General features: G+C 56.5%; 20 protein-coding genes. 7 read left to right on the forward strand and 13 right to left on the reverse strand.

Annotated elements, in window-relative coordinates; genetic code table 11:
* Positions 1-282: 282 nt before the first annotated feature.
* Positions 283-888: a hypothetical protein gene (locus ACTJK6_RS02310; RefSeq protein ID WP_440838253.1), complete on the reverse strand. Its 606-nt coding sequence runs from the start codon at positions 886-888 to the stop codon at positions 283-285.
* 24 nt (positions 889-912) lie between these two features.
* A complete protein-coding gene (locus ACTJK6_RS02315) occupies positions 913-1,500 on the reverse strand; it encodes a hypothetical protein (RefSeq protein ID WP_440838254.1) in 588 nt (195 codons plus the stop codon).
* 106 nt (positions 1,501-1,606) lie between these two features.
* Here ACTJK6_RS02315 and ACTJK6_RS02320 point away from each other — a divergent pair, with 106 nt between their 5' ends.
* Entirely contained in the window at positions 1,607-2,029 is a 423-nt protein-coding gene (locus ACTJK6_RS02320) for a transcriptional regulator (protein ID WP_440838255.1), read from the forward strand.
* Between the two features lie 337 nt (positions 2,030-2,366).
* On the opposite strand, the gene ACTJK6_RS02325 is transcribed toward ACTJK6_RS02320, so the two are convergent.
* From ACTJK6_RS02325 to ACTJK6_RS02355, 7 genes are all read right to left on the reverse strand, one after another.
* Positions 2,367-2,867, reverse strand: a complete 501-nt coding sequence (locus ACTJK6_RS02325) for a DUF4262 domain-containing protein (protein ID WP_440838256.1) — start codon at positions 2,865-2,867, stop codon at positions 2,367-2,369.
* Between the two features lie 119 nt (positions 2,868-2,986).
* Positions 2,987-3,226, reverse strand: a complete 240-nt coding sequence (locus tag ACTJK6_RS02330) for a hypothetical protein (RefSeq protein ID WP_440838257.1) — start codon at positions 3,224-3,226, stop codon at positions 2,987-2,989.
* A gap of 46 nt (positions 3,227-3,272) precedes the next feature.
* A complete protein-coding gene (locus ACTJK6_RS02335) occupies positions 3,273-3,785 on the reverse strand; it encodes a DUF6678 family protein (RefSeq protein ID WP_440838258.1) in 513 nt (170 codons plus the stop codon).
* Positions 3,786-3,897: 112 nt separating this feature from the next.
* Complete coding sequence (locus ACTJK6_RS02340; protein WP_440838259.1) at positions 3,898-4,788, reverse strand: recombination directionality factor; 891 nt, start codon at positions 4,786-4,788, stop codon at positions 3,898-3,900.
* 88 nt (positions 4,789-4,876) lie between these two features.
* The gene (locus tag ACTJK6_RS02345; RefSeq protein WP_440838260.1) at positions 4,877-5,872 is read right to left on the reverse strand and encodes a YqaJ viral recombinase family protein; all 996 of its coding nucleotides are present in this window, start codon (positions 5,870-5,872) and stop codon (positions 4,877-4,879) included.
* A gap of 73 nt (positions 5,873-5,945) precedes the next feature.
* Positions 5,946-6,911: a DUF932 domain-containing protein gene (locus tag ACTJK6_RS02350; RefSeq protein WP_440838261.1), complete on the reverse strand. Its 966-nt coding sequence runs from the start codon at positions 6,909-6,911 to the stop codon at positions 5,946-5,948.
* 129 nt (positions 6,912-7,040) lie between these two features.
* Positions 7,041-7,181: a hypothetical protein gene (locus tag ACTJK6_RS02355; RefSeq protein ID WP_440838262.1), complete on the reverse strand. Its 141-nt coding sequence runs from the start codon at positions 7,179-7,181 to the stop codon at positions 7,041-7,043.
* A gap of 88 nt (positions 7,182-7,269) precedes the next feature.
* On the opposite strand from ACTJK6_RS02355, the gene ACTJK6_RS02360 reads away from it, so the two are divergent.
* Positions 7,270-8,574, forward strand: a complete 1,305-nt coding sequence (locus ACTJK6_RS02360) for a PD-(D/E)XK nuclease family protein (RefSeq protein WP_440838263.1) — start codon at positions 7,270-7,272, stop codon at positions 8,572-8,574.
* A gap of 14 nt (positions 8,575-8,588) precedes the next feature.
* On the forward strand, positions 8,589-9,752 hold the full coding sequence (locus ACTJK6_RS02365) for a Shedu immune nuclease family protein (RefSeq protein WP_440838264.1): 1,164 nt from the start codon (positions 8,589-8,591) through the stop codon (positions 9,750-9,752).
* Here ACTJK6_RS02365 and ACTJK6_RS02370 read toward each other — a convergent pair.
* From ACTJK6_RS02370 to ACTJK6_RS02385, 4 genes are all read right to left on the reverse strand, one after another.
* Positions 9,735-10,271 (reverse strand): hypothetical protein, encoded by a 537-nt coding sequence (locus ACTJK6_RS02370; protein ID WP_440838265.1) that lies wholly within the window; start codon positions 10,269-10,271, stop codon positions 9,735-9,737. The genes ACTJK6_RS02365 and ACTJK6_RS02370 overlap by 18 nt on opposite strands.
* Before the next feature lie 25 nt (positions 10,272-10,296).
* On the reverse strand, positions 10,297-10,917 hold the full coding sequence (locus ACTJK6_RS02375; protein WP_440838266.1) for a PIN domain-containing protein: 621 nt from the start codon (positions 10,915-10,917) through the stop codon (positions 10,297-10,299).
* A 101-nt stretch (positions 10,918-11,018) separates the two neighbouring features.
* Positions 11,019-11,702, reverse strand: coding sequence for a hypothetical protein (locus tag ACTJK6_RS02380; protein WP_440838267.1), 684 nt, complete (start codon positions 11,700-11,702; stop codon positions 11,019-11,021).
* A 14-nt stretch (positions 11,703-11,716) separates the two neighbouring features.
* On the reverse strand, positions 11,717-12,265 hold the full coding sequence (locus tag ACTJK6_RS02385) for a plasmid pRiA4b ORF-3 family protein (protein ID WP_440838268.1): 549 nt from the start codon (positions 12,263-12,265) through the stop codon (positions 11,717-11,719).
* 361 nt (positions 12,266-12,626) lie between these two features.
* Between ACTJK6_RS02385 and ACTJK6_RS02390 the strand changes: the two genes are divergently transcribed.
* From ACTJK6_RS02390 to ACTJK6_RS02405, 4 genes are read left to right on the forward strand one after another with little or no spacing between them, the layout of a single operon-like run.
* The gene (locus ACTJK6_RS02390) at positions 12,627-15,017 is read left to right on the forward strand and encodes a type I restriction-modification system subunit M (RefSeq protein WP_440838269.1); all 2,391 of its coding nucleotides are present in this window, start codon (positions 12,627-12,629) and stop codon (positions 15,015-15,017) included.
* A complete protein-coding gene (locus tag ACTJK6_RS02395; RefSeq protein WP_440838270.1) occupies positions 15,008-16,270 on the forward strand; it encodes a restriction endonuclease subunit S in 1,263 nt (420 codons plus the stop codon). Before ACTJK6_RS02390 ends, ACTJK6_RS02395 begins: the two co-directional genes overlap by 10 nt.
* On the forward strand, positions 16,267-19,323 hold the full coding sequence (locus ACTJK6_RS02400) for a type I restriction endonuclease subunit R (RefSeq protein ID WP_440838271.1): 3,057 nt from the start codon (positions 16,267-16,269) through the stop codon (positions 19,321-19,323). Before ACTJK6_RS02395 ends, ACTJK6_RS02400 begins: the two co-directional genes overlap by 4 nt.
* Positions 19,313-20,041, forward strand: a complete 729-nt coding sequence (locus ACTJK6_RS02405) for a M48 family metallopeptidase (protein WP_440838272.1) — start codon at positions 19,313-19,315, stop codon at positions 20,039-20,041. Before ACTJK6_RS02400 ends, ACTJK6_RS02405 begins: the two co-directional genes overlap by 11 nt.
* Positions 20,042-20,066: the final 25 nt, after the last annotated feature.

A 20,066-nucleotide genomic window follows, 5' to 3' on the forward strand; every position in this document is an offset into this window, starting at 1 on the left:
GTCGATATTCGGAACGTGCCGATGGTTGATCCAGTTGAAGATGGTGGCGTTGGATACTCCGCAGGCGTTTGAAGCCTTGGTGGGACCGCCGACTTTCTCCACAGCCAGGCGGACTGAGTTTTGTGTTTTGAACATGCGCTTGATTTCCCCTTGTTCTTGTTCAGCGCAAGACAATTTTCTTGATAAGTTCTTGATAATTGCTTGACTAAATTTATTTTAGTTCAAGCTCAAGAAGACGATGGAAGCTAGCCTACGTGGCCCGCCATGAGGCCACGTGAGCCGTCAGCAGTGCGAAGTAAACGCCCGTTTGATGGCCTCAGGGCTCCGCTCCGGATGGTCGTAAACCATGTCCACCATCCGCTTCCACGTCTGCTGGTCCATGATCTCATTGGCTTGATAGCGGCTCAGCATTTCCTTCTTGGGCACACCTTGATCTCGCTTCAGTGCCATTGCGCTAGCGAACATTCCTGCTGCCTTGCAGGGAGGCAAGCCGCTGCCTGCGGATGCTGCTATCGCTGTGCTATCGGGTAACTTGGATTCTCTCGCCTTGGCTATACCGACAACCAGGCTGACGGCCAGCAGGACGCCTACCGCTCCCCATACAAACCACATGGCCCGAGCATGAAAAAAGTTTTGTCCGGCATCGGCATCTTGGTTGCCAGCCACCGCTGAACGTCGCCAGTCGAGGATCAAGGCGTAGCATCCAAGAGACAGCAGCGTCGCAATCAATGCTCCTGCTTGCACTCCTCGTGCAGCAACATAGGAGTCTGTGCCGAAGCCTTCCTCCAGAACGATCTTTGTCAGAAGTGCCCCAAAGAGGCCCCAGACGACCACGAGCTTCAGGCACGTGATTGCGGTATTGGACTTTGTTTGACCCTGCACACCCATCCCCTTTTGTTGCCTGAGCGTTGATTAGTGAGCCTTATGGCCTGCAACACCAGACGCACGCCAAACCCTGAACACATAGTTGCCATCTTGCCCCTGTCGGGACTCGTACTGTCTTTGCACGACGAGATCGAAACCCTGCTCGGCAGCAAGGAGCCGCAAATGGAGTTCCGCTTCTTCCTGCGTATCGAAGAGGTCGGAATGAATGGGTGCAGTGGTCCGGCTTCTGTCCAGCCCTGTCTTGCCTTCGTACCGTGCCGAAAACACGTCCATTGCCTCGGCCTTAGCCACGAGCTCGTTGGCCTCAACCGAGCATTGCGGGCACAGGCACATCGTCCGGGTCCAAGCAGAACCAGGGAATGCTCGGCTCAGCGGGTTGGCGTGCCGGCAAGCCTTGCAAATCGAGGTATTGCACTTGGCGCACGTCGACAAGCCATGTTTCGTATCACGGACAAGAATTTGTCCTTCGCAGCAGGAGCAAGTCCCGACCGGCTGAGCGTTGCGCCATTTCGAATAGAAATAGGTTCCAACGGCCGTCGAAGCAGCAGCAACGGCAAGCACCAAGGCACGGGCAGCGCCACTCCCCATCACGTCATCTTCAACTGAGTCAGCCACATCTATCCCCGCTCACAGTCCGTCAGTTGCCAAGCATAAACCACTTAGGTTTTTTTGTAACCGATTGGTTTCCTGGCGCTGGCAATGCTCTCTGACACTTTCGGGCATGCCCAGCCCGGAAGAAAAACTAGCCTTTGCCGAACGCCTCAAGCAGGCGCTGACCCGCAGTTCGAAGAGAATCGACACTGCGGCTGAACTCGCTCTCCAATTCAACCTTCGAAATCCGAGCGAACCCGTCTCAGCTCAGGCGGCACATAAGTGGCTGACCGGCCGAACCATGCCGACCGTCGACAAGATGGAGACATTGGCGAGTTGGCTAGATGTTCCGCTGCAGTGGCTCCGCTACGGGATTCCAGAGTCGGCTGGCAAGCCCCGGAAGAAGAAAGCGAAAGCAGGCGAGTTGGGTTCCCTTGCAGCAGACGAGGCAGAGCTGATAGTGCGGCTCAGGGCCATGCCGGAGGTTCGCCGCAAGCTTGTCTTGGACTTGGCGGAACAGCTCTCGCTCGACGGCGAAATGTGGGCCAGCTAGTCAGGGGGCGCATGCTGTAACGGCTGTGACAAGGCCGTGACAACCGTCAAAGACCGGAAAGCCTTGCCAATACTGGGTTGTGACACCGTAACGGATGTGACGGAAGAAAACCTATAGCCCGGACTGCGCACTGCCCCTGACTCAGGAGGAAGGCAATTCCTGGAGGCCAGCCCATCCCCCCTCAATTCGCTGCTGTCACATTCGTTACGGCGTCACAAGCCAGTCACGGCGCTGGTTTTGTCGTGTCACGGGGACAATCTCGGCACAGTCACGGCTGTCACACAGGCTGGCCCCAAGACGGACAGTCAGCCCTCTCCAGGTCGAGCGGCACCGCAGTTCAATGAATCGGGCTACAAGACAGATCCGGTTGGGCAAGATTCAATGCTTCGCTTGCGTCCGGATGTCTGGGAAACACGCCTTCCTTGCTTGGCCAGAGCAGTTGCAGGCACGGAAACTCGTCGTTCCCATAGAACCATCGACTCCATCCCAGATGCTCTTGGTAGTACTTCTTGTCGACGGGCAGAAGCAGCGCATCCGTATTGGCATATATCGTCGACGTCAGTTCTCCAATGGGCGGCGGAGACCCAGCGGAGACCATTCGGTAGATGTGCCAAAGGACATCATGTGCAAGGTTTGATGGCATCGAGAATACGATGACCTCTGGGAACCCGTGCCCAACCCAGAACCCCGTTGTGAAAGAGAACTCGGGATAGTTGGGTTCTGCAAAAACCTGTGTACGAAACCATCCCTGCTGCCGGATGCTTTGGACGAACCTTCGCTCCTGTTCGTCGAGCACCGAGTCCGGGGCATCCAGGGCTGTAGCTATTTCTGGTCGCATAGGCAGAGATTGTCGGATGGCCTTGTATAGGTCGACCTATACGATGGTGTCGAATGGCGCATTCTTAGAGCAGATGGTCGCTATCACTCATGCCCTAGCCTTGTATTCACCGTGCTGAGCTAAGCCAGCGGCGCCGGCAGAGGAGTTCCATCCTCAAATTTGCCCAGTTCGAACCGTGCAATCCTTAACAGGCGCTCGACTTCAACGAAGGGCAAGCAGCTATCGAACAAGGAGACCTCCAGCGAGGTGCTGGCATCGCACCGGAAGACCTCGGCAACAACCTGTCCGCTATCGTCCAGCAGTTCAAGTCCGAGTCCATCCCGCTGGACGTCCGATGCAACCTGAAGTTGGAATCCCATTCTATAGTCCCGTGCAATGAACAGTTGTTACTTTGGATGCTTGGCGCTACAGATACTCAACCTCTGTTCCAAGCGGCACGTAGCCGAAGATCCTGAAGCCGGCTTCCGTGATCTCACCTGGTACGTGAACTGAGCGAAGGACCCGCAGCACAGCTTCACGCTGCGCATCTGAAGTCACGGCTATCTCAACCCACTCGTCTTCTTCGTGGCGTCCGTGGAAATGATAGAACCACTCGCTATCCCAGTTGCCAATATATCCACTGTCGACGTTACAAACGCGAAACTGAGGTGCCAATGCACCAAGCTCATACATGCCGATTCGGAGCTCGTTCCATTTCGTGTTGTTCATGAGAGGAATCATTGTTGGCATCCGTATGTGGTGACGCAATTGCCGATACCCGTGGACGCCTAGCTTTTCAACAGAATCGGCCGAAGGCGACATTGGATGTTTCCGAAGCCGCTCGCCAACGTCTGCGACCGGCCCATGTTGCACCAAGCGATCATGCCATCCCCCGACAACCAAAAAAAGCCCCCGCCAAGCGAGAGCCAACGAGAGCATCAGCCCCCGAGCATGTGGGTTAGCAGCTTGTGCCCAAGACACAGCCAAACCAATCCGACGACGATCACGACAACCGGAACGACGACGAGCCACAGAATCGCCCGTAGGAAGATCATGACGCGTCCCCGGCACTGGCAGCAGCCTTGCGGTCCAGCTTGTCCTTCAGCCTAGTTGCAGCGTTGGCTGGGTCCAAGCCGCCCGCCTCGCCGTCGCTGTAGAACTCCTCGACGATGGCTGGAATCTCCTCCTCTGAATCCTCAAAGGCCCCATCGCCAAAGCCAGCCTTCGCCACTGCATCCAGCGCAGCTTGATCGAAGCCTGAAGCCTTACGCTTGGCGTCGACCTCCCGTGCCTCGCCAATGGCCTCTTCCAACGTCATGCTGCCCCGAACCGTCAGGTCAACGTAGTAGATGGGCGCACGATGGCTTTGCATGGTGGACTTCGCCCGCAACCGTAGCTCCAATGGCAACGCTGCCAACAGTCCACCGGACACAGCATGGAAATAGCGGAGCCTGGCGGTCAGCACTCGAATGCTGTTGTAGCCGGTTGTGCGGAAGATGAACGACCCCAATTCGTCCTCATCGCCAATGCGCACGTTGAGCCGACCGTACGGCTTGCATCCACCGTTGGCAAAGTCACAGCCGTTCGGTGACGGGCACGGCAGCGATTGAAGCCCGCTGGCGGTGTGGCGACGGCAGGTTTCACCATCGCCAACGCAGACTGGCCTACCCGTTTGACGGTCAAACAGGCTGTACTCCGCCCTCAAGCTCAGATTTGGGTCATCGAACATCACGGTGACGGGGATCGACCGGAGCTTTCCGTTGCAGGCTTTGCGTAGGCCCTCGTCGTATGGATGCAAGAGCCAGCCATCTTTGCCTTGCACCTGGGTCGTGATCGTGAACTGGTCATCCTTCTCGGGCAAGCGCTTGCCATTCTTCTCCACGACCCGGCCTATCGAGATGCGGCCAAGCACAGGCGGTGTTATCGCCAAATTTTTCAGCATAGATGTACCTCCATGAAAATTGCGCAGGCCCGCCCCATATTTCCGCCAGAGCAGGCACAGCACAGCCCCAGCGGATTAGGGCGATTGGTTACAGGATCAGGAATCGGCGGCTGCCGGGCTTGGTGAGGGGGTAGCGTTGAAGCAGGTCAGGCTGGTCTTGCAGGAGCTTCTCGGTGTCCAGGCCCCGGCCGTCTTTGCTGCGCTTCCACGAGACCTGACCCGTCTCAAACTTCGCCTTGGTGGCTTCGCCCATTGCTTGCTGCAGGCGTTGCTTGAGCTGGACTTCGAGTTTGGCCCGGTCAGCGATTTCGGCACGAACAGAGACAAGATCAGCAAAGGCTGCTGACAGGTTGCAGTCTTCACTGAAGTCGACCGTCTGCCCGGAGTCACGGGGATACAGACACTGCAAGGCAGTCGCAGCCGAGTCCGAACCGTCTGCCGGTGGCGGCGTGTCTGTCTCGACGTATCGCCAAAACCGTGCTTCCAGCTCGATCAGCCGAGCAATCAGATCGTCGTCACGTTCGATCCGATGCACCGCCAACTGCTGACCACAGAGCAAGACCGCAACGTCGGCGGCATGCTTACCGGTCACTGCCAACTGGTGCTGCACCTGCAACTGAACGTACTCGGGCACACCATCACGCCACAGCCTTGCACCGAACTCGCCGGCCGTCTTGCATTCCAGGATTTGCACACCCAGAACACCAATGACCTCTCGGTCGAGGTTTGCGAGCATGAACGGCACGGTCGGATGCTGGAGCACGGCATTGACCTTGCGGACCCGATTGCCGGTTTTCTGGGTGTAGGCGGCGGCCACGATGGGCTCTAGCAGCGTTCCCCAATAGACTGGCTCCGTGGTGTCTGTGGGGTCGGGTTTCGGCAGGTCGGCATCTCGGCCGGTCTTCTCTAGCCAAAGCTCCAACTGGCTTTTGTACGGATTCAGGCCGACTGCTGCGGCAGCATCAGAACCGCCGATGCCTTGCTTGCGAACCTCCAGCCAGTCACCTCGGCTCAACTGGCGAGTCTCGACTAGGCGCAGTGCTGGCCGACCTCGCCTTCCTACTTGATGTATTGCGGGTTGCATGGGACCTCCTAGAATGGAAAACGCCCGGAGAGGCAGGACCTCAACCGGGCGGCAGATAGAACGACAACAGACTTCAAGCGACGAGCTTCAAGGCTTCATCCCACGCTCGCTGTTTCAGGTTGGCACCGACCCCGAACCAGGCGGAATCCAAGCGGTGGTCAGCACTGCGGGCTCTGCGCTCGTGGTCGGCGTACTGAGTGACCGCATTGACCAAGCCCCAGGCAGTCCCCGCAGCCGAAGGCAAGTCCGCCCCCATGCCCTTGCCGTCGTACAGGGCTTGGATGGCTCGCAGGGCACGGTCATTAGGCTGAGGCTTCGATTCGATGGTGGCGAGGCTTGGCATGTCCAACAGTCGGCGGAAGAAGTCATGCGCAGTTGCTGGCCTGACCTTCCGCTCAGACAACGCTCGCATCCGGACCATGAAGCTGTCCCAGCTCGCCACGGCAATGCCAAGCTGCTGCTTGACCGCCTGAGGGTTGAACTGCGTCCGGTGCGGAACCTTGACTGCGCCAGTGCCATCAGCGAGTGCAATGGCGAGCGTGTTGTTGCACACAACCCGAACTGATGTGAACTGGGCCGTCGTTGCCAACGTGCCATCGCAGGCCGTTGCCAGAAGCAGGTAGCCGTTCACGGTGTCACCACCCTTGAGGACCGTTTGTTGCCCGGTCTTCGCCAGTGCCCACAGCTTCTTGCCGTCCTTCAGGACGCCGGCCGTTTCCAGCTCGAAGCCGCCTGCCTCGGTCAGGTCCCGGTAGAACTCCAAGATTTCGGCTGGCTGGACGACCTGATATCGATTGCTGACGACAGACAGCGGAGCCTTGGTGTCTGAGCGGTACAGCACTTTTTGCTCTGGGAAGGAGTGGATCGTTCCAAGGGCGCCAGCCTGGCCAGACATGAAGCAGACCGGTGTCTCCTCGATCTGCCAGTCCATGCCCGCCTGACGTGCCCAGACTTCAATGGGTTGCTTGCGGGCCAGACGATTGCCGAGACCGTGCCAAGGTGTTTCGCCAGTGTAGGCCATGGTTCGAACGAGATGCATGAGAACTCCTGTAGATGGACGAACGCCTTCCCCGGGACGTGTCCGGTGATGCGTCGAGTGATGTGGGAATGAACCTGGCCAGGACGGCCAGGCGTTGCCGGAACAGAACCCGGCTATGAAGGGGTGCAGTTAGGCGAAAGCGTGGTCGTCGAACCCGTCACGGCCATCGGGGTGCAAATGACGCATGAGATGGGCTTTCAGGCAGGCGACGACTGCGGTGATAGCCTCGACGAGGACGACGAGGAGCAGGCTGAAAAGTGGTTTGTACATAGGGGTTCCTTGATAGTGAGTAGTGGCAAGGCGATGTGCCTTTCTACTGTTCTTGTACCAAGGATGGGACCGGATGTTGAACCGAGGCATGGCTGCCTCGCCTACAATGTTTTGCCGAGTCATCGACGATAACAATCCGCTGGCCATCGTTTCCAAGCGGGCACTGATTCCGACGAGTACGATGGAAATACGCGACTTCCTACTGTCCATTCAGGGCCGGATTGCCGGCTTACGTAGGGCACGACAGGCCTACGCCAGTCGCCTAGCCCCGGAATTCAATACGCTCTCTGTTCTGGCTCCCGATGAGCTACGTCTGTCTGCGGTGCTAGCGGAATTGCTCGATCCGCAGGGACGACACGCCCAAGGACGCAAGTTCTGGAACCTCTTCGCCAACCACTTCAGCTTACCGGCATGGACCAACTACGCCTGCCGGGTACGAGTCGAAACTGAGGTTCTAACTGACGGTGTGGAGCGAGCGGATCGGCGCGTAGACCTGCTGGTTGAGATTGACGGTAAGTACGCAATCGCCATTGAAAACAAGCCGTGGGCCGCCGACCAGGATCGCCAGGTCGCTGACTACTTGGCACATCTGCAAGTTCGCTACCCCTGTGGGCATGTTTTGATCTATCTATCTGGTTCAGGCGAAGGCCCAACCGAGGGAAGCATCGACAAGGCCGAGCGAGATCAGGCTATTGATGGCCAGCGCTTGCGTGTCATGGGGTTCAGCCAACTTATCCCGTGGTTGGCAGCGTGTCGGCACGTCTGCGAAGCGTCAACAGTCGCTGCGTTTCTGAAGGAATTCGAAGACTACATCCGAGCGAAATTCTTGGGGGTTCAAGATATGGCAGAACAAGAGATCATCATCGAAGAGGCGACTCGCAATGCCGATTCCATCGAGGCTGCCATGGAGCTCATCATGGCTGGCTCAGCCATCAAAGAAGCGCTGCTTCGCAAGCTACCGGGACAGGTTCAGGACCGCATCCCAAAACAAGTTCCTTCCTGGACGCTAACACCTGAAAGCGAACGCTGGTGGGACCAATACCAAGGGTTCACGATCCGCCTAAACCCGCAAGATAGCTATGGAATTCGCTTCCAGTTCGAACAGTCCCTGCTTAGGGGGTTCTTCTTTGGCATCAAGAAAGAGCCGAAAGCCCCGCTGCTTCCAGATGTGTGTCAGGCCCTTGATCGAGAATTCAACTGCCGGTGCAGGGTATCCGACCATTGGGCTTGGTGGCGCAATCTTGACGCCCCGTTGTATGACTGGAATGTCTCGGTCGAACCTTGGCAACAGCTTGCGGATGGGCGACTGGCTGACACGATCATCGGCTTGGTTGTTCGAGTTCAGGCGTGCTTGGAAGACCTGAAGCTACTGCCGCTGTTGCGTTCGTGTTGAGATGAGGACTGAGGATGGACGACGAGGGAAAAATCCACAGGAACAAACTTCCTGGCAAGACCTATATCAGCTCCCGCGTGGACGTGGGTGAAGGAGAATCCCTGCGTATCGCATCGAAGGTAATCGACTCCGAAGGTTTGCACTATGCAACGGTGAAGAAAGAGATCGTCCTTCGGCGAACGGAGAAGGGGCGAACCGAGATCATTGCAAAATTCCTTGAGTCCACGAGAGGCCTGAGCGTGGTAACTCTTCAGGCGTTCAACGGTGAAAAAGGGACTCCGCAGAAGACGCATTTCTCGTTCGTCGGAGAAGAGATCCCGAAGCTGCTCACCTTCTTTGAGAACATCTCCTCGGTGGAGTTCTCGAACAGCGGGCGAATGAATATCACGGACTCAGAGCTCCGAAAGCTTGTCTTGTCAAAGGAGCAGGCTACCAGCCTGGTTCAGGACAACCAAGACGTGTTCTCTGAAGTGGTGCGCCAAGAGATAACAAAGGAGGACGTCGTCGCCCTCGGGTATCGGAAGCGCCAGCTCACCGCGTTTGGCAAGCTCCTCAATGAGCCCGACTACTTCGAACAAGTGAAGGCCGCCAAGAAGATCAAGGGCGACGAAGCGTTGTGGCAGGCCTTTTTTGAGCGCAATCAGTGGATCTTTGGCTACGGCCTCAGTTACTTCTTCGTGACTGGCTTCGACAATCGGAGGCTGGAGCAAGTCGTTGCAGGTCACGACATGCTCCACCATGGCAAGCGGGTCGATAGCCTTATGAAGACGAGAGGCATCATCAGCTCCCTGTGCTTTGTGGAGATCAAGACCCATCAAACAAAACTCCTTGAGTCCTCGGCCTACCGAGCCGGCTGCTGGGCACCATCGAAGGAGTTGTCTGGCGCCGTTGCGCAGGTGCAGGGCACTGTGGCCTCTGCAATCAAGAGTCTCTCGGAGCTAGTTCGCCCGACAAGCGAGGATGGCTCTCCCACAGGAGAAGAGGTCTACAATTTCAAACCCCGCTCCTTCATTGTCATCGGCTCACTCGGTGAGTTCATGACGGAGCATGGTGTCAACAGAGAACAGCTACGCTCATTCGAGCTCTATCGGAACAGCATCGCCGACATTGAGATCTTGACGTTCGATGAGCTTTACGAACGCAGCAGCTTTATCGTCGAGTCAGCTGGCACTGGCTAAATCCGTGGTGCTTTGCGCATGCTGAGCGAGGTCGGCATCACGGAGCATCTCGGTCACGTCCAGAACTGTGGGGTGCGCCAGGAGCGAAGGCCGGACATACAGAACATGGCCGTTCACATGCTTCCGATAGTCTGCAAGCTCGGCGACTGTCTGATGTGGGACTTTGACTGCGCACTTGATCTGCCAGTCGGATCGAAAGACAACGGCGATCAGGAAGTCGAACTCCTTGTGCTCCAAGTCCCTGATGGTGCCCAGTTGGCTTGGTGCAGTGTCTGACGAGAGTCGACGCCCTTTGATCTGGTACCGCATGCCTGCCGTATCCGTCGCGTCGTAGCCCTTCCCAGAGTTCCCGTTCAGAACCAGCCCGAGTCTCTGTGCAACAAGCCACTCGGTGTAGTCACCTGTCGGATTATTTCCCGTTCGTACTATCTGCCTGCGCTTGAGCTCGTCCAATACAGCGCTGTGCAGCTTCAGTAGGTCGAGGACGGAACAGGTCTCCATGTCGCTTGCGTGGATCATGATGTTCCGGCGGAATGCGGATGTCTCAAAAGTGGTAAGACAGCACTTTGTTCGCTTCGGAAACCAGCTTCCGCTTGAACATGCTATCGATCAGCGCAGTCAACTTGGCCTCCGGCAACTTGTTCCCCAACATTGCGCTCACGTGTTTGGTCAGCGTTGAGCGTTTCCGTGGCCTCTTATTCTTCTGAGTTTTGGCGAGGATGATCTTTACACGTTCGAGCTCGGGGCTGGCCGGAGACGATGCTTTGGGCGAGGGTTTTGGCACCTGTGCGGCCGGAGCCACCGGTAACCCATGAAGCTCCCCGACTGCTGCAATGCGTCGACAAGGCACGCCCAGCGAACTGATGTGGTGTACCAAAGGGTCGTAGCCGGTGTCCTTAGCCAGGATGACGAACTCGTCGGCCTCCTGTCGCTCAAGAACCCTGCCCATATGAAATGCCAGGTGGAAATCCAACGCGTTCTTGCCGCTACCCGAGACCCGATGCCATTGGACCCGTGACCCCAAGGGCTGCAATCGGCTTGTCAGATCGAGTGATGCGCTCTTCTGGTTTGCGCCACAGAAAATTGCGATCCGATAGTCTGACGGAACCAGTTCAACGTCGATCGCCTGGACGTTCTCAAAATCCACCAGCAACAGTGGCTGCATTATGTGACCCCTGCTTGTTCTATTCTTGTCTGGGTGATTCTAGCAACGCCGTCAGCGAACCGGTTGTCACCGCCAGGTATTTGGCACCGAGGTTCCGACTCTCAAGCAACGCATGTTGCCGCAGCCTTGGCCACACGATCTAGATGATCGGCAGCCCACCATTTCCACTTGTTCCATTCTGGAAGGGCTAGGCTAGGAACGACGAAAACCGTCGTTGTGTGACTGTTGTAATCAACATTGATCGACCGTATGTCGTTCGCTCGCTCCGGAGGGATTGGCAGTTCGCTTCCCAGGCACTTGCTGAGCCGCTTAGTTGCGCCGACGCCATGGACAATAAGAACGGTCGGTCGAATATGGGCGAGCACCGTACGAAAAATCAGATCGCCTTTCACTGCACCTGCGGCATGCTCCCGGTGAGCAAGATCTCGACTCATGGACGTCGAATAGCAGATCACATTCGTTTCCAGGACACCTTCCACGCCAGCTAGTGTGAGACGCCGTGTCAAATCGTCAATGTTGGGGCGAGTCTTTGATGGTTGGCCATCGGCAATCTCGTCATACAGTGCTCGGCAGCTTTGGCCGTTCCTGTTGTAGAGTGCATCTACGTGTCTGGTGTGTGATCCAACTCGGGCAACCAGATACTCTTTGGCTTGGTTCTTGCCGACTATAAAGACCTTGGCCTTCATGGGATCTTGAAGATCCGTCATCCAGGGACGAGGGTACTGCCCGCCTACCGGCTGTGTCAGTTGGCTGATCGCCGCTTCTAGCTTCTCTCCCAAATTCATCTGGATTCCTCTGGTCAGCGAACCGCCCACAACCTAGCATTTACTGCGTTCACGTCGAAGCCGGCTGGGTCGAAGATTCCGCCAACCCAGGTCCGATAGTCGTTGTGCTGTTCGTGCTTCGGATCGGCCAACGCTTCGAGAAACCCGGCATAGCCTGGTACACCGCCTACATCTTCAGGCGGACAAGCGTTCTCGCCTGCAAGGCAGACAGGTAATGTCCAAGCCAAGTCTGGGTTGCCCATCGCCTCCACGACGATGCGATGCCGCCAACTGTCTCCGAAGTCGTACTCATACTCAAAGTCGGAGCCTGAGCCGAGCGCCTTGCTCAGTCGTATGCCTTTCTCGGAAACCGTGCGGTCGTCTGGAAACTCATCGCTGGGCGTACCGTAGGCAGTACCGCCAAAGCCGAACTGGTGCAGATGCTCGTCCTCCCAGCCCATCACCGCCTGGATGACCTTGTGCAGCTTGGGCAGTTGGATGTCGACGGGGACAACGAAGCGCCGCCAGACGAGAGGCTTTACATCGAGCAATTCGATGCGCAGGGTTGCAGCGGGCTTCAGCATAGAGACGGGATGGGTGGTCGGCTGGGCATTGTATCGGTCTCCGGCCGCAGCTTCGTCATCTCATCTCTCTCTATATATATATTAGGAAATGCTCGCAGCAAGAACCTCAGCAACGGCATAGCTTTCTTGCGCTCAGTCGCCCACGAGTTTTGAAATTTCGTGGGCGAAGTTCGTTCCTCATCCGGTCTCTTTCCCGACACCTTGTCGCTACCAGCCGGACAGCAGGTCGAGCCAACCGAACCTCGGCCGCAGCCAGCTTGCCAGTCTGTAGAATTCTGCGCATTACCGGTTGGGTTCCAGAAGGCACGTTTCCGCCGCTGGTGGGAACCCCGGCCTCATCTCCTACGTGGAATGCAAGTAAATGGCAATCAAGAAATCCGAACTCTACAGCTCGTTGTGGAAAGGCTGCGACGAACTCAGGGGCGGCATGGACGCATCCCAGTACAAGGACTATGTACTCGTCCTGCTGTTCGTCAAGTACGTCTCGGACAAATATGCTGGTCAGCGGGATGCTCTGCTCGACGTCCCGGCTGGCGGTAGCTTCTCCGACATGGTTGCCCTCAAAGGCGACAAGGAAATCGGCGACAAGCTGAACAAGATCATCAGCCGGCTTGCCGAAGCGAACGACCTCAAAGGCGTGATCGACGTTGCCGACTTCAACGACCCTGAGAAGCTCGGCAAAGGTAAGGAGATGGTCGACCGCCTCTCCAACCTCGTTTCCATCTTCGACAACGAGGCTCTCGACTTCAGATCCAACCGGGCCGAGGGCGATGACATCCTTGGTGACGCATACGAATACCTGATGCGGCACTTTGCTACCGAGTCGGGCAAATCGAAGGGCCAGTTCTACACGCCGGCTGAAGTGTCTCGCATCATGGCGAAGGTGATCGGTCTTGGCAGTGCGAAGAGCGCCGATCAGACGATCTATGATCCGACGTGCGGTTCAGGATCGCTGCTGATCAAGGCGCACGATGAAGCAAAGGGCGTAGCCAAGGTTGACCTGACGATCTACGGGCAGGAAATGGACAACGCCACTTCAGCACTGGCGAAGATGAACATGATCCTGCACGACTGCCCAACGGCCGAGATTTGGAAGGACAACTCGCTGTCTGCGCCTCACTTCAAACAGGCGAGCGGTGCCCTGAAGACCTTTGACTTCGTCGTCGCCAATCCTCCTTTCTCAACAAAGGCGTGGAGCAACGGCTTCGACCCGGCGAACGACGAGTTCAGCCGATTCGAGTATGGCACTCCCCCTGAGAAGAACGGCGACTACGCGTTCTTGCTGCACATCCTGACGTCCCTGAAGAGCACAGGCAAGGGCGCCGTCATTCTCCCGCACGGTGTCTTGTTCCGTGGCGGTGCCGAAGGGGCGATCCGCAAGCGAGTGATCCAGCAAGGCTACATCAAGGGCATCATCGGCCTTCCGGCCAACTTGTTCTACGGAACCGGCATTCCCGCATGCATCATCGTGCTCGACAAGGAACACGCCGCTGCTCGGAAGGGAATCTTCATGATCGATGCCAGAAAGGGCTTCGTGAAGGATGGCAACAAGAACCGTCTGCGTGCTCAGGACATTCACAAGATCGTCGACGCGTTCAACAAGCAGACCGAAATCCCGAAATTCTCCCGGCTGGTGCCTGTCTCGGAGATTTCCGAAAACGACTTCAACCTGAACATTCCCCGCTACATCGACAGCACAGAGCCTGAAGACCTGCAGGACATCGACGCTCATCTGCGAGGGGGCATCCCCAACCGGGACATCGAGGATCTAGGCAAATACTGGCAGGTACTACCTAGCGTGCGCACGGCGCTGTTCGCCCCAGCAGACCGACCCGGTTACGGCCAGCTCAAAGCGGCTGCCAGCGAAGTCAAGGCAACGATCTTCGATCATGCCGAATTCAAGGTCTTCCACGAGGCCATTGATGGCACCTTCGACAAATGGAAGACGGAGAATCGACCACAACTGATCGGGATCGGTATCGGCGGCCATCCGAAGGCACTGATCGAGACCATCTCGGAGAGCCTGCTTGACATCTTCAAGGCAGTGCCGCTTCTCGATGCCTATGACGTCTACCAGCATCTGATGACTTACTGGGCTGAGTCCATGCAGGATGACGTGTACATGCTCGTACATGACGGCTGGATTGCGATGGCCGATGGGAAGCCGAACATCGATCTTATTCCGTCATCGCTTGTCGTGGCCCGATATTTTGCTGAAGACGCGAAGGCGATCGAGCAACTCGAAGCCGAGCGTGATGCAGTCTCCCGCCAGATGGAAGAGCTGGATGAAGAGCACGGCGGCGAAGACGGCTTGCTAGCTGAAGCCAAGACTGACAAGGGTAAGTTGACAAAGGTCAGCGTGAAGGCCCGGCTCGCTGACATCAAGAAAGACTCCGACGCGGCCGATGAGCGCAAGGTTCTCAACGAGTATCTCGACCTGATCGAACAGGAAACTGCGGCCAACAAGAAGGTGAAAGACGCCCAGAAGGCTTTGGACGCAAAGGTCTCAGCTCAGTACGGGAAGTTGACCGAGGCCGAGATCAAGACGTTGGTTGTCGACGACAAATGGCTTACCACACTCGCCGCCGATGTTCAGACCGAGCTTGATCGTGTGTCACAGGCACTCACGGGGCGCATCAAGGAACTGGCCGACCGTTACGCCACGCCTTTACCGAAGCTCACGACTGAGGTTGAAGCCCTTGCTGCTCGTGTTGACGAACACCTGAAGAAGATGGGGTTCGCGTGGAACTGAAGCCAGGATACAAACAGACCGAGGTGGGAGTGATTCCAAAGGAATGGTCGGTTGATTCAGTCCTTTCTGTTACCCCTCCCTCCACGAAAAATGGGATTGTCGACGGCCCATTTGGTTCAAATTTAAAGACGATACATTATCGGAGATCCGGGGTTCCGATTATTACTAGCGGATATGTAACGAACGGCCGCTTTATGGCCGGCGAATATCTATATGTGGATGCGGAGAAATTTCGGCAAGAGCGACGCAGCGAGGTCAATGCCGGTGACATAGTGATGGCGAAGATCGGCGCTCGTTGCGGTGCCAGTGCAATTATGCCGGCGCTCCATCAAACGGGAATTCTTTCCGGGAACGCTCTGAGAATCAAGGTCGACAACACACGTCACTCAACCTATTATGTGTGGCAAGTTTTGTGGAGCCTATATTCGAACGATGGAATGGAGGCTTTGAGGACTGTTGGTGCTCAACCAGCTATTTCAATGGCCAATCTGAAGCAATTCAAAATTGCTTTGCCGTCCCTCGACGAGCAGTGTGCCATTGCCACCGCCCTCTCTGACGTCGACGCCCTGATGTCATCGCTAGACCAACTCATCCTCAAGAAGCATGACATCAAGCAGGCCACGATGCAGCAGTTGCTCACGGGTAAGCAACGTTTGCCGGGGTTTAGTGGGGAGTGGCAGCCCAAAAAACTGGGGGACATCGCTCGATTTCTCAAAGGGAAGGGTTTGCCAAAAAGCTCCCTTATTTCGGGTGGAAATAAAAAATGTATCCACTATGGTGAGTTATTTACAAAATATAGAGAAGAGATTCGATTTATTTATAGCTCAACCAACTCGCTGGAAGAATATGTCGTGTCTCAAAAGAACGACGTCTTAATGCCGACTTCGGATGTGACTCCAGCGGGACTGGCGAAGGCTAGTTGCGTGATGGAAGATGGGGTCGTGATAGGTGGTGACATCCTGATAGTTCGAAGCTCCGCCATGAACGGTATCTTTATGAGCTATCTCATCAGGTATCTCCGTGATCAGGTATTGCAACTGGTGCGTGGAATCACCGTCTATCATTTGTATGCTTCAGACATGCAGAAGTTTTCATTCTCTTGCCCCTGCGTGGAAGAACAATCCGCCATCGCTTCTGTGCTTTCCGACATGGACACCGAAATCGCAGCCCTGGAACACAAACGTGACAAGACGAGTGCCCTCAAGCAAGGCATGATGCAAGAGCTGTTGACCGGGAGGATTCGCCTCGTATGAGCACCGTCGGCCAGATCGAGAAGAAGACGCAGGAGCGTGTCGTCAAGCTGTTCCGTAACACGCTTGGTTACGAGTACCTCGGCAACTGGATCGACCGCGTCGGCAATCGAAACGTCGACCACGGCCTGCTTGAAGGCTTTCTCAAACGACAGGGCTATGACGAGGCCCTCATCGTTCGTGCCATTCACCTTCTCGACAAGGCCGCTGGTGACCAAAGCAAGAGCATCTACGACCGTAACAAGGCGGTATATGAGCTGCTCCGCTACGGGGTCCACGTCAAGCCTGAAGTTGGCGAGCAGGTGCAGACCGTCTGGCTGATCGACTGGAAGCAGCCCCTCAACAACGACTTCGCCATTGCCGAGGAAGTCACCGTCAGCGGTGCCGACGCGAAGGCCAACACGAAGCGCCCGGACATCGTGCTGTACGTGAACGGCATCGCTCTCGGCGTGCTGGAGTTGAAGCGTTCCACCGTCTCCGTCTCGGAGGGCATCCGACAAAACCTCGACAATCAGAAGAAAGTCTTCATCCAGCACTTCTTCTCGACGATGCAGCTCGTCATGGCGGGCAATGACACCGAAGGCCTGCGCTACGGATCCATCGAGACCCCCGAGAAGTACTACCTCACTTGGAAAGAAGGCAGTCCGATCGATAACCTGCTTGATCGCCATCTCACACAGGTCTGCAACAAGGCTCGCTTCCTCGAACTGATCCACGATTTCATCGTGTACGACGCAGGTATCAAGAAGCTCTGCCGGCAGAACCAGTACTTCGGGGTCAAGGCTGCACAGGACCATGTGAGGCGCAGGGAGGGCGGCATCATCTGGCACACCCAAGGCTCCGGCAAGAGCCTGACGATGGTGTGGCTCACCAAATGGATTCGAGAGAACATCAAGGATGCTCGGGTCCTCATCATCACAGACCGTACAGAGCTGGATGAACAGATAGAGAAAGTCTTCAAGGGCGTCAACGAGGAGATCTACCGGACCCAAAGCGGCGCTGATCTGATCACCCGGCTGAACGCAACGACACCCTGGTTGCTGTGTTCGCTAATTCACAAGTTCGGCGGAAAGGAAGACAGCGATTCGAACGCCGACGTTGCCAGCTATCTCGAAGAACTGAAGCGAGCGCTGCCGGCTGACTTTCGAGCCAAGGGTGATGTCTACGTGTTTGTGGATGAGTGCCACCGCACCCAGTCCGGTGAACTGCACAAGGCGATGAAGGCCATCCTGCCAAACGCGATGTTCATTGGCTTTACCGGCACCCCTCTACTCAAGGCAGACAAGGCCACGAGCCTCGAAGTCTTCGGGCGATACATCCACACTTACAAGTTCGATGAGGCGGTCCGGGATGGAGTGGTGCTCGACCTGCGCTACGAGGCTCGGGACATCGACCAGAACATCACCTCGCAGAAGAAGATCGATCAATGGTTCGAGGCCAAGACCAAGGGGCTGACCGACTTGGCCAAGGCTCAGCTCAAGCAGAAATGGGGGACCATGCAACGGGTTCTCTCCAGCCAGTCGAGGCTTGAGAAGATCGTTGCCGACATCCTGCTGGACATGGAGACCCGGGACCGGCTGATGAGCGGCCACGGCAACGCCATGCTCGTCTCAGGCAGCATCTACCAGGCGTGCAAGTTCTATGAGCTGTTCGACAAGACGGACCTTGCTGGCAAGTGTGCGATCGTCACCAGCTACAGGCCGTCTCCGGCTGATATCAAAGGCGAGAGCGCAGAGGGGTTGACCGAGAAGCTGCGTCAGTACGACATCTATAACAAGATGCTCAACGGCCAGGACCCGGATACGTTCGAGAAAGACGTCAAGAAGAAGTTTGTCAATGAGCCTGGGCAGATGAAGCTGCTGATCGTCGTGGACAAGCTATTGACCGGCTTTGATGCCCCATCGGCCACGTACCTGTATATCGACAAGCAGATGCGTGACCATGGTCTTTTCCAGGCGATCTGCCGGGTGAACCGGCTCGACGGTGACGACAAGGAATACGGCTACGTCATTGACTACAAGGATCTGTTCAAGAGCCTGGGAAGTGCCATCCACGACTACACGTCTGGTGCACTGGACGGTTACGACAAGGAGGATGTCGCCGGGCTGCTGGAGGATCGTCTCGCCAAGGGACGTGAGCATCTGGAAGAGGACCGAGAGGCGATCAAGGCCCTCTGTGAGCCCGTTGAAGCTCCGAAAGACACTGAAGCATACCTGCGCTATTTTTGTGCAAAAGACTCCGGCAATGCAGAGCAACTGAAGGCAAACGAGCCCAAGCGCCTGGCCTTATACAAGTTCACTGCAGCGTTCATCCGTGCCTTCGCCAGCATCGCCAACGAACTCGAAGAGGCAGGCTATACGCCAGCAGAAATCGCTGCACTGAAGGAGGAAGCCAGTCACTTCGACAAGGTTCGCAACGAGGTCAAGCTGAGTAGCGGCGACTACATCGATCTGAAGATGTACGAGCCGGCGATGCGCCACCTGATCGACACCTATATCCGTGCCGAGGACAGTGAGGTCATTTCGGCATTCGATGATCTGTCGCTGATCCAACTGATCGTCGAGCGTGGTGCGGGCGCAATCGATGCGCTGCCGAAGGATATCCGTGAAAGCAAGGAGGCTGTCGCCGAGACCATCGAGAACAACGTCCGCAAGCTGATCATCGATGAACATCCGATCAACCCCAAGTACTACGAGAAGATGTCGGAGTTGCTTGACGCCCTGATTGAGAAGCGGAAGGCTGATGCGCTGGCCTACGAAGAGTACCTTGCTGAGATCGTGGCCTTGGCAAAACAAGCGAAGAATCCTGCCACGGGTGCAACGTATCCTGTCTCACTGAATACTGGTGCAAAGCGTGCTCTGTATGACAATCTCGGCAAAGATGAAACAGTGGCGGTAAGTCTCGATGCGGCGATTCGTGCTGCCCGTCAGGACGATTGGCGTAGCAACCGCATGAAGATCCTGATGGTGAAGAACGCCATCAAAGCTGTTCTGGGAGACGGCGACGCTCGTATTGAGCCAATCCTTGAGCTCGTGAAGAACCAGCATGAGTACTGAGGTCCGGCACATCAAGGTCAGCGGCTTGTCGGTGGACGTGGTCAGGAAGGACATCAAGAATCTACACCTTGGTGTCTACCCACCCAACGGACGGGTTCGTGTCGCAGCACCTTTTTCCGTGAGTGACGATGCCGTTCGTCTGGCGGTGATCGGGAAGCTCGGCTGGATACGACGGCAGTGTGAAAAGTTCGAGACGCAGCCCCGCCAGTCAAAACGAGAAATGGTCAGCGGCGAGAGCCACTACTTTCAAGGGCGGCGATACAGGCTTCGTGTTGTGCTCCATGATGGCTCTGCGGCGGTCGTATTGCGCAACAGGAGCACGATGGAGGTCAGGGTTCGGCAGGAAACAAGTGCCGAGCAGCGCCTGGCTATCGTTGAGCGTTGGTATCGGGAACAGCTAAGGGCGATGGTCCCCGTGTTGCTGGAGAAGTGGCAGCCTTTGCTGGGCGTTGAAGTCGCCCAGTGGGGTATCAAGAAGATGAAGACCAAGTGGGGTAGTTGCAACATCGACGCCCGGCGTATCTGGCTGAATCTGGAGCTGGCGAAGAAGCCTGTCCAGTGCCTGGAGTACATCGTTGTCCATGAATTAACCCATTTGACGGAGCGGCACCACAACGAGCGGTTCGCTGCGCTGATGGACCAACACCTCCCTCACTGGCGCATGCACCGGGAAGAGCTAAACCGGGCGCCGTTGGCCCACGAGGACTGGTTTCGTTGACCGTCGAGAGGGCAAAACTGCGCCC

Source organism: Ralstonia sp. 22086 (assembly GCF_052045975.1).
In the GTDB taxonomy this organism is placed as follows: Bacteria; Pseudomonadota; Gammaproteobacteria; order Burkholderiales; family Burkholderiaceae; genus Ralstonia; species Ralstonia wenshanensis.

What these genes read in the sequence shown, in the direction of transcription:
- ACTJK6_RS02310 (WP_440838253.1), bottom strand. Translation starts at nt 888, where the DNA reads ATGGGTGTGCAGGGTCAAACAAAGTCCAATACCGCAATCACGTGCCTG.
- ACTJK6_RS02320 (WP_440838255.1), top strand. Translation starts at nt 1,607, where the DNA reads ATGCCCAGCCCGGAAGAAAAACTAGCCTTTGCCGAACGCCTCAAGCAG.
- ACTJK6_RS02325 (WP_440838256.1), bottom strand. Translation starts at nt 2,867, where the DNA reads ATGCGACCAGAAATAGCTACAGCCCTGGATGCCCCGGACTCGGTGCTC.
- ACTJK6_RS02330 (WP_440838257.1), bottom strand. Translation starts at nt 3,226, where the DNA reads ATGGGATTCCAACTTCAGGTTGCATCGGACGTCCAGCGGGATGGACTC.
- ACTJK6_RS02335 (WP_440838258.1), bottom strand. Translation starts at nt 3,785, where the DNA reads ATGCTCTCGTTGGCTCTCGCTTGGCGGGGGCTTTTTTTGGTTGTCGGG.
- ACTJK6_RS02340 (WP_440838259.1), bottom strand. Translation starts at nt 4,788, where the DNA reads ATGCTGAAAAATTTGGCGATAACACCGCCTGTGCTTGGCCGCATCTCG.
- ACTJK6_RS02345 (WP_440838260.1), bottom strand. Translation starts at nt 5,872, where the DNA reads ATGCAACCCGCAATACATCAAGTAGGAAGGCGAGGTCGGCCAGCACTG.
- ACTJK6_RS02350 (WP_440838261.1), bottom strand. Translation starts at nt 6,911, where the DNA reads ATGCATCTCGTTCGAACCATGGCCTACACTGGCGAAACACCTTGGCAC.
- ACTJK6_RS02355 (WP_440838262.1), bottom strand. Translation starts at nt 7,181, where the DNA reads ATGTACAAACCACTTTTCAGCCTGCTCCTCGTCGTCCTCGTCGAGGCT.
- ACTJK6_RS02360 (WP_440838263.1), top strand. Translation starts at nt 7,270, where the DNA reads ATGGCTGCCTCGCCTACAATGTTTTGCCGAGTCATCGACGATAACAAT.
- ACTJK6_RS02365 (WP_440838264.1), top strand. Translation starts at nt 8,589, where the DNA reads ATGGACGACGAGGGAAAAATCCACAGGAACAAACTTCCTGGCAAGACC.
- ACTJK6_RS02370 (WP_440838265.1), bottom strand. Translation starts at nt 10,271, where the DNA reads ATGATCCACGCAAGCGACATGGAGACCTGTTCCGTCCTCGACCTACTG.
- ACTJK6_RS02375 (WP_440838266.1), bottom strand. Translation starts at nt 10,917, where the DNA reads ATGCAGCCACTGTTGCTGGTGGATTTTGAGAACGTCCAGGCGATCGAC.
- ACTJK6_RS02380 (WP_440838267.1), bottom strand. Translation starts at nt 11,702, where the DNA reads ATGAATTTGGGAGAGAAGCTAGAAGCGGCGATCAGCCAACTGACACAG.
- ACTJK6_RS02385 (WP_440838268.1), bottom strand. Translation starts at nt 12,265, where the DNA reads ATGCTGAAGCCCGCTGCAACCCTGCGCATCGAATTGCTCGATGTAAAG.
- ACTJK6_RS02390 (WP_440838269.1), top strand. Translation starts at nt 12,627, where the DNA reads ATGGCAATCAAGAAATCCGAACTCTACAGCTCGTTGTGGAAAGGCTGC.
- ACTJK6_RS02400 (WP_440838271.1), top strand. Translation starts at nt 16,267, where the DNA reads ATGAGCACCGTCGGCCAGATCGAGAAGAAGACGCAGGAGCGTGTCGTC.
- ACTJK6_RS02405 (WP_440838272.1), top strand. Translation starts at nt 19,313, where the DNA reads ATGAGTACTGAGGTCCGGCACATCAAGGTCAGCGGCTTGTCGGTGGAC.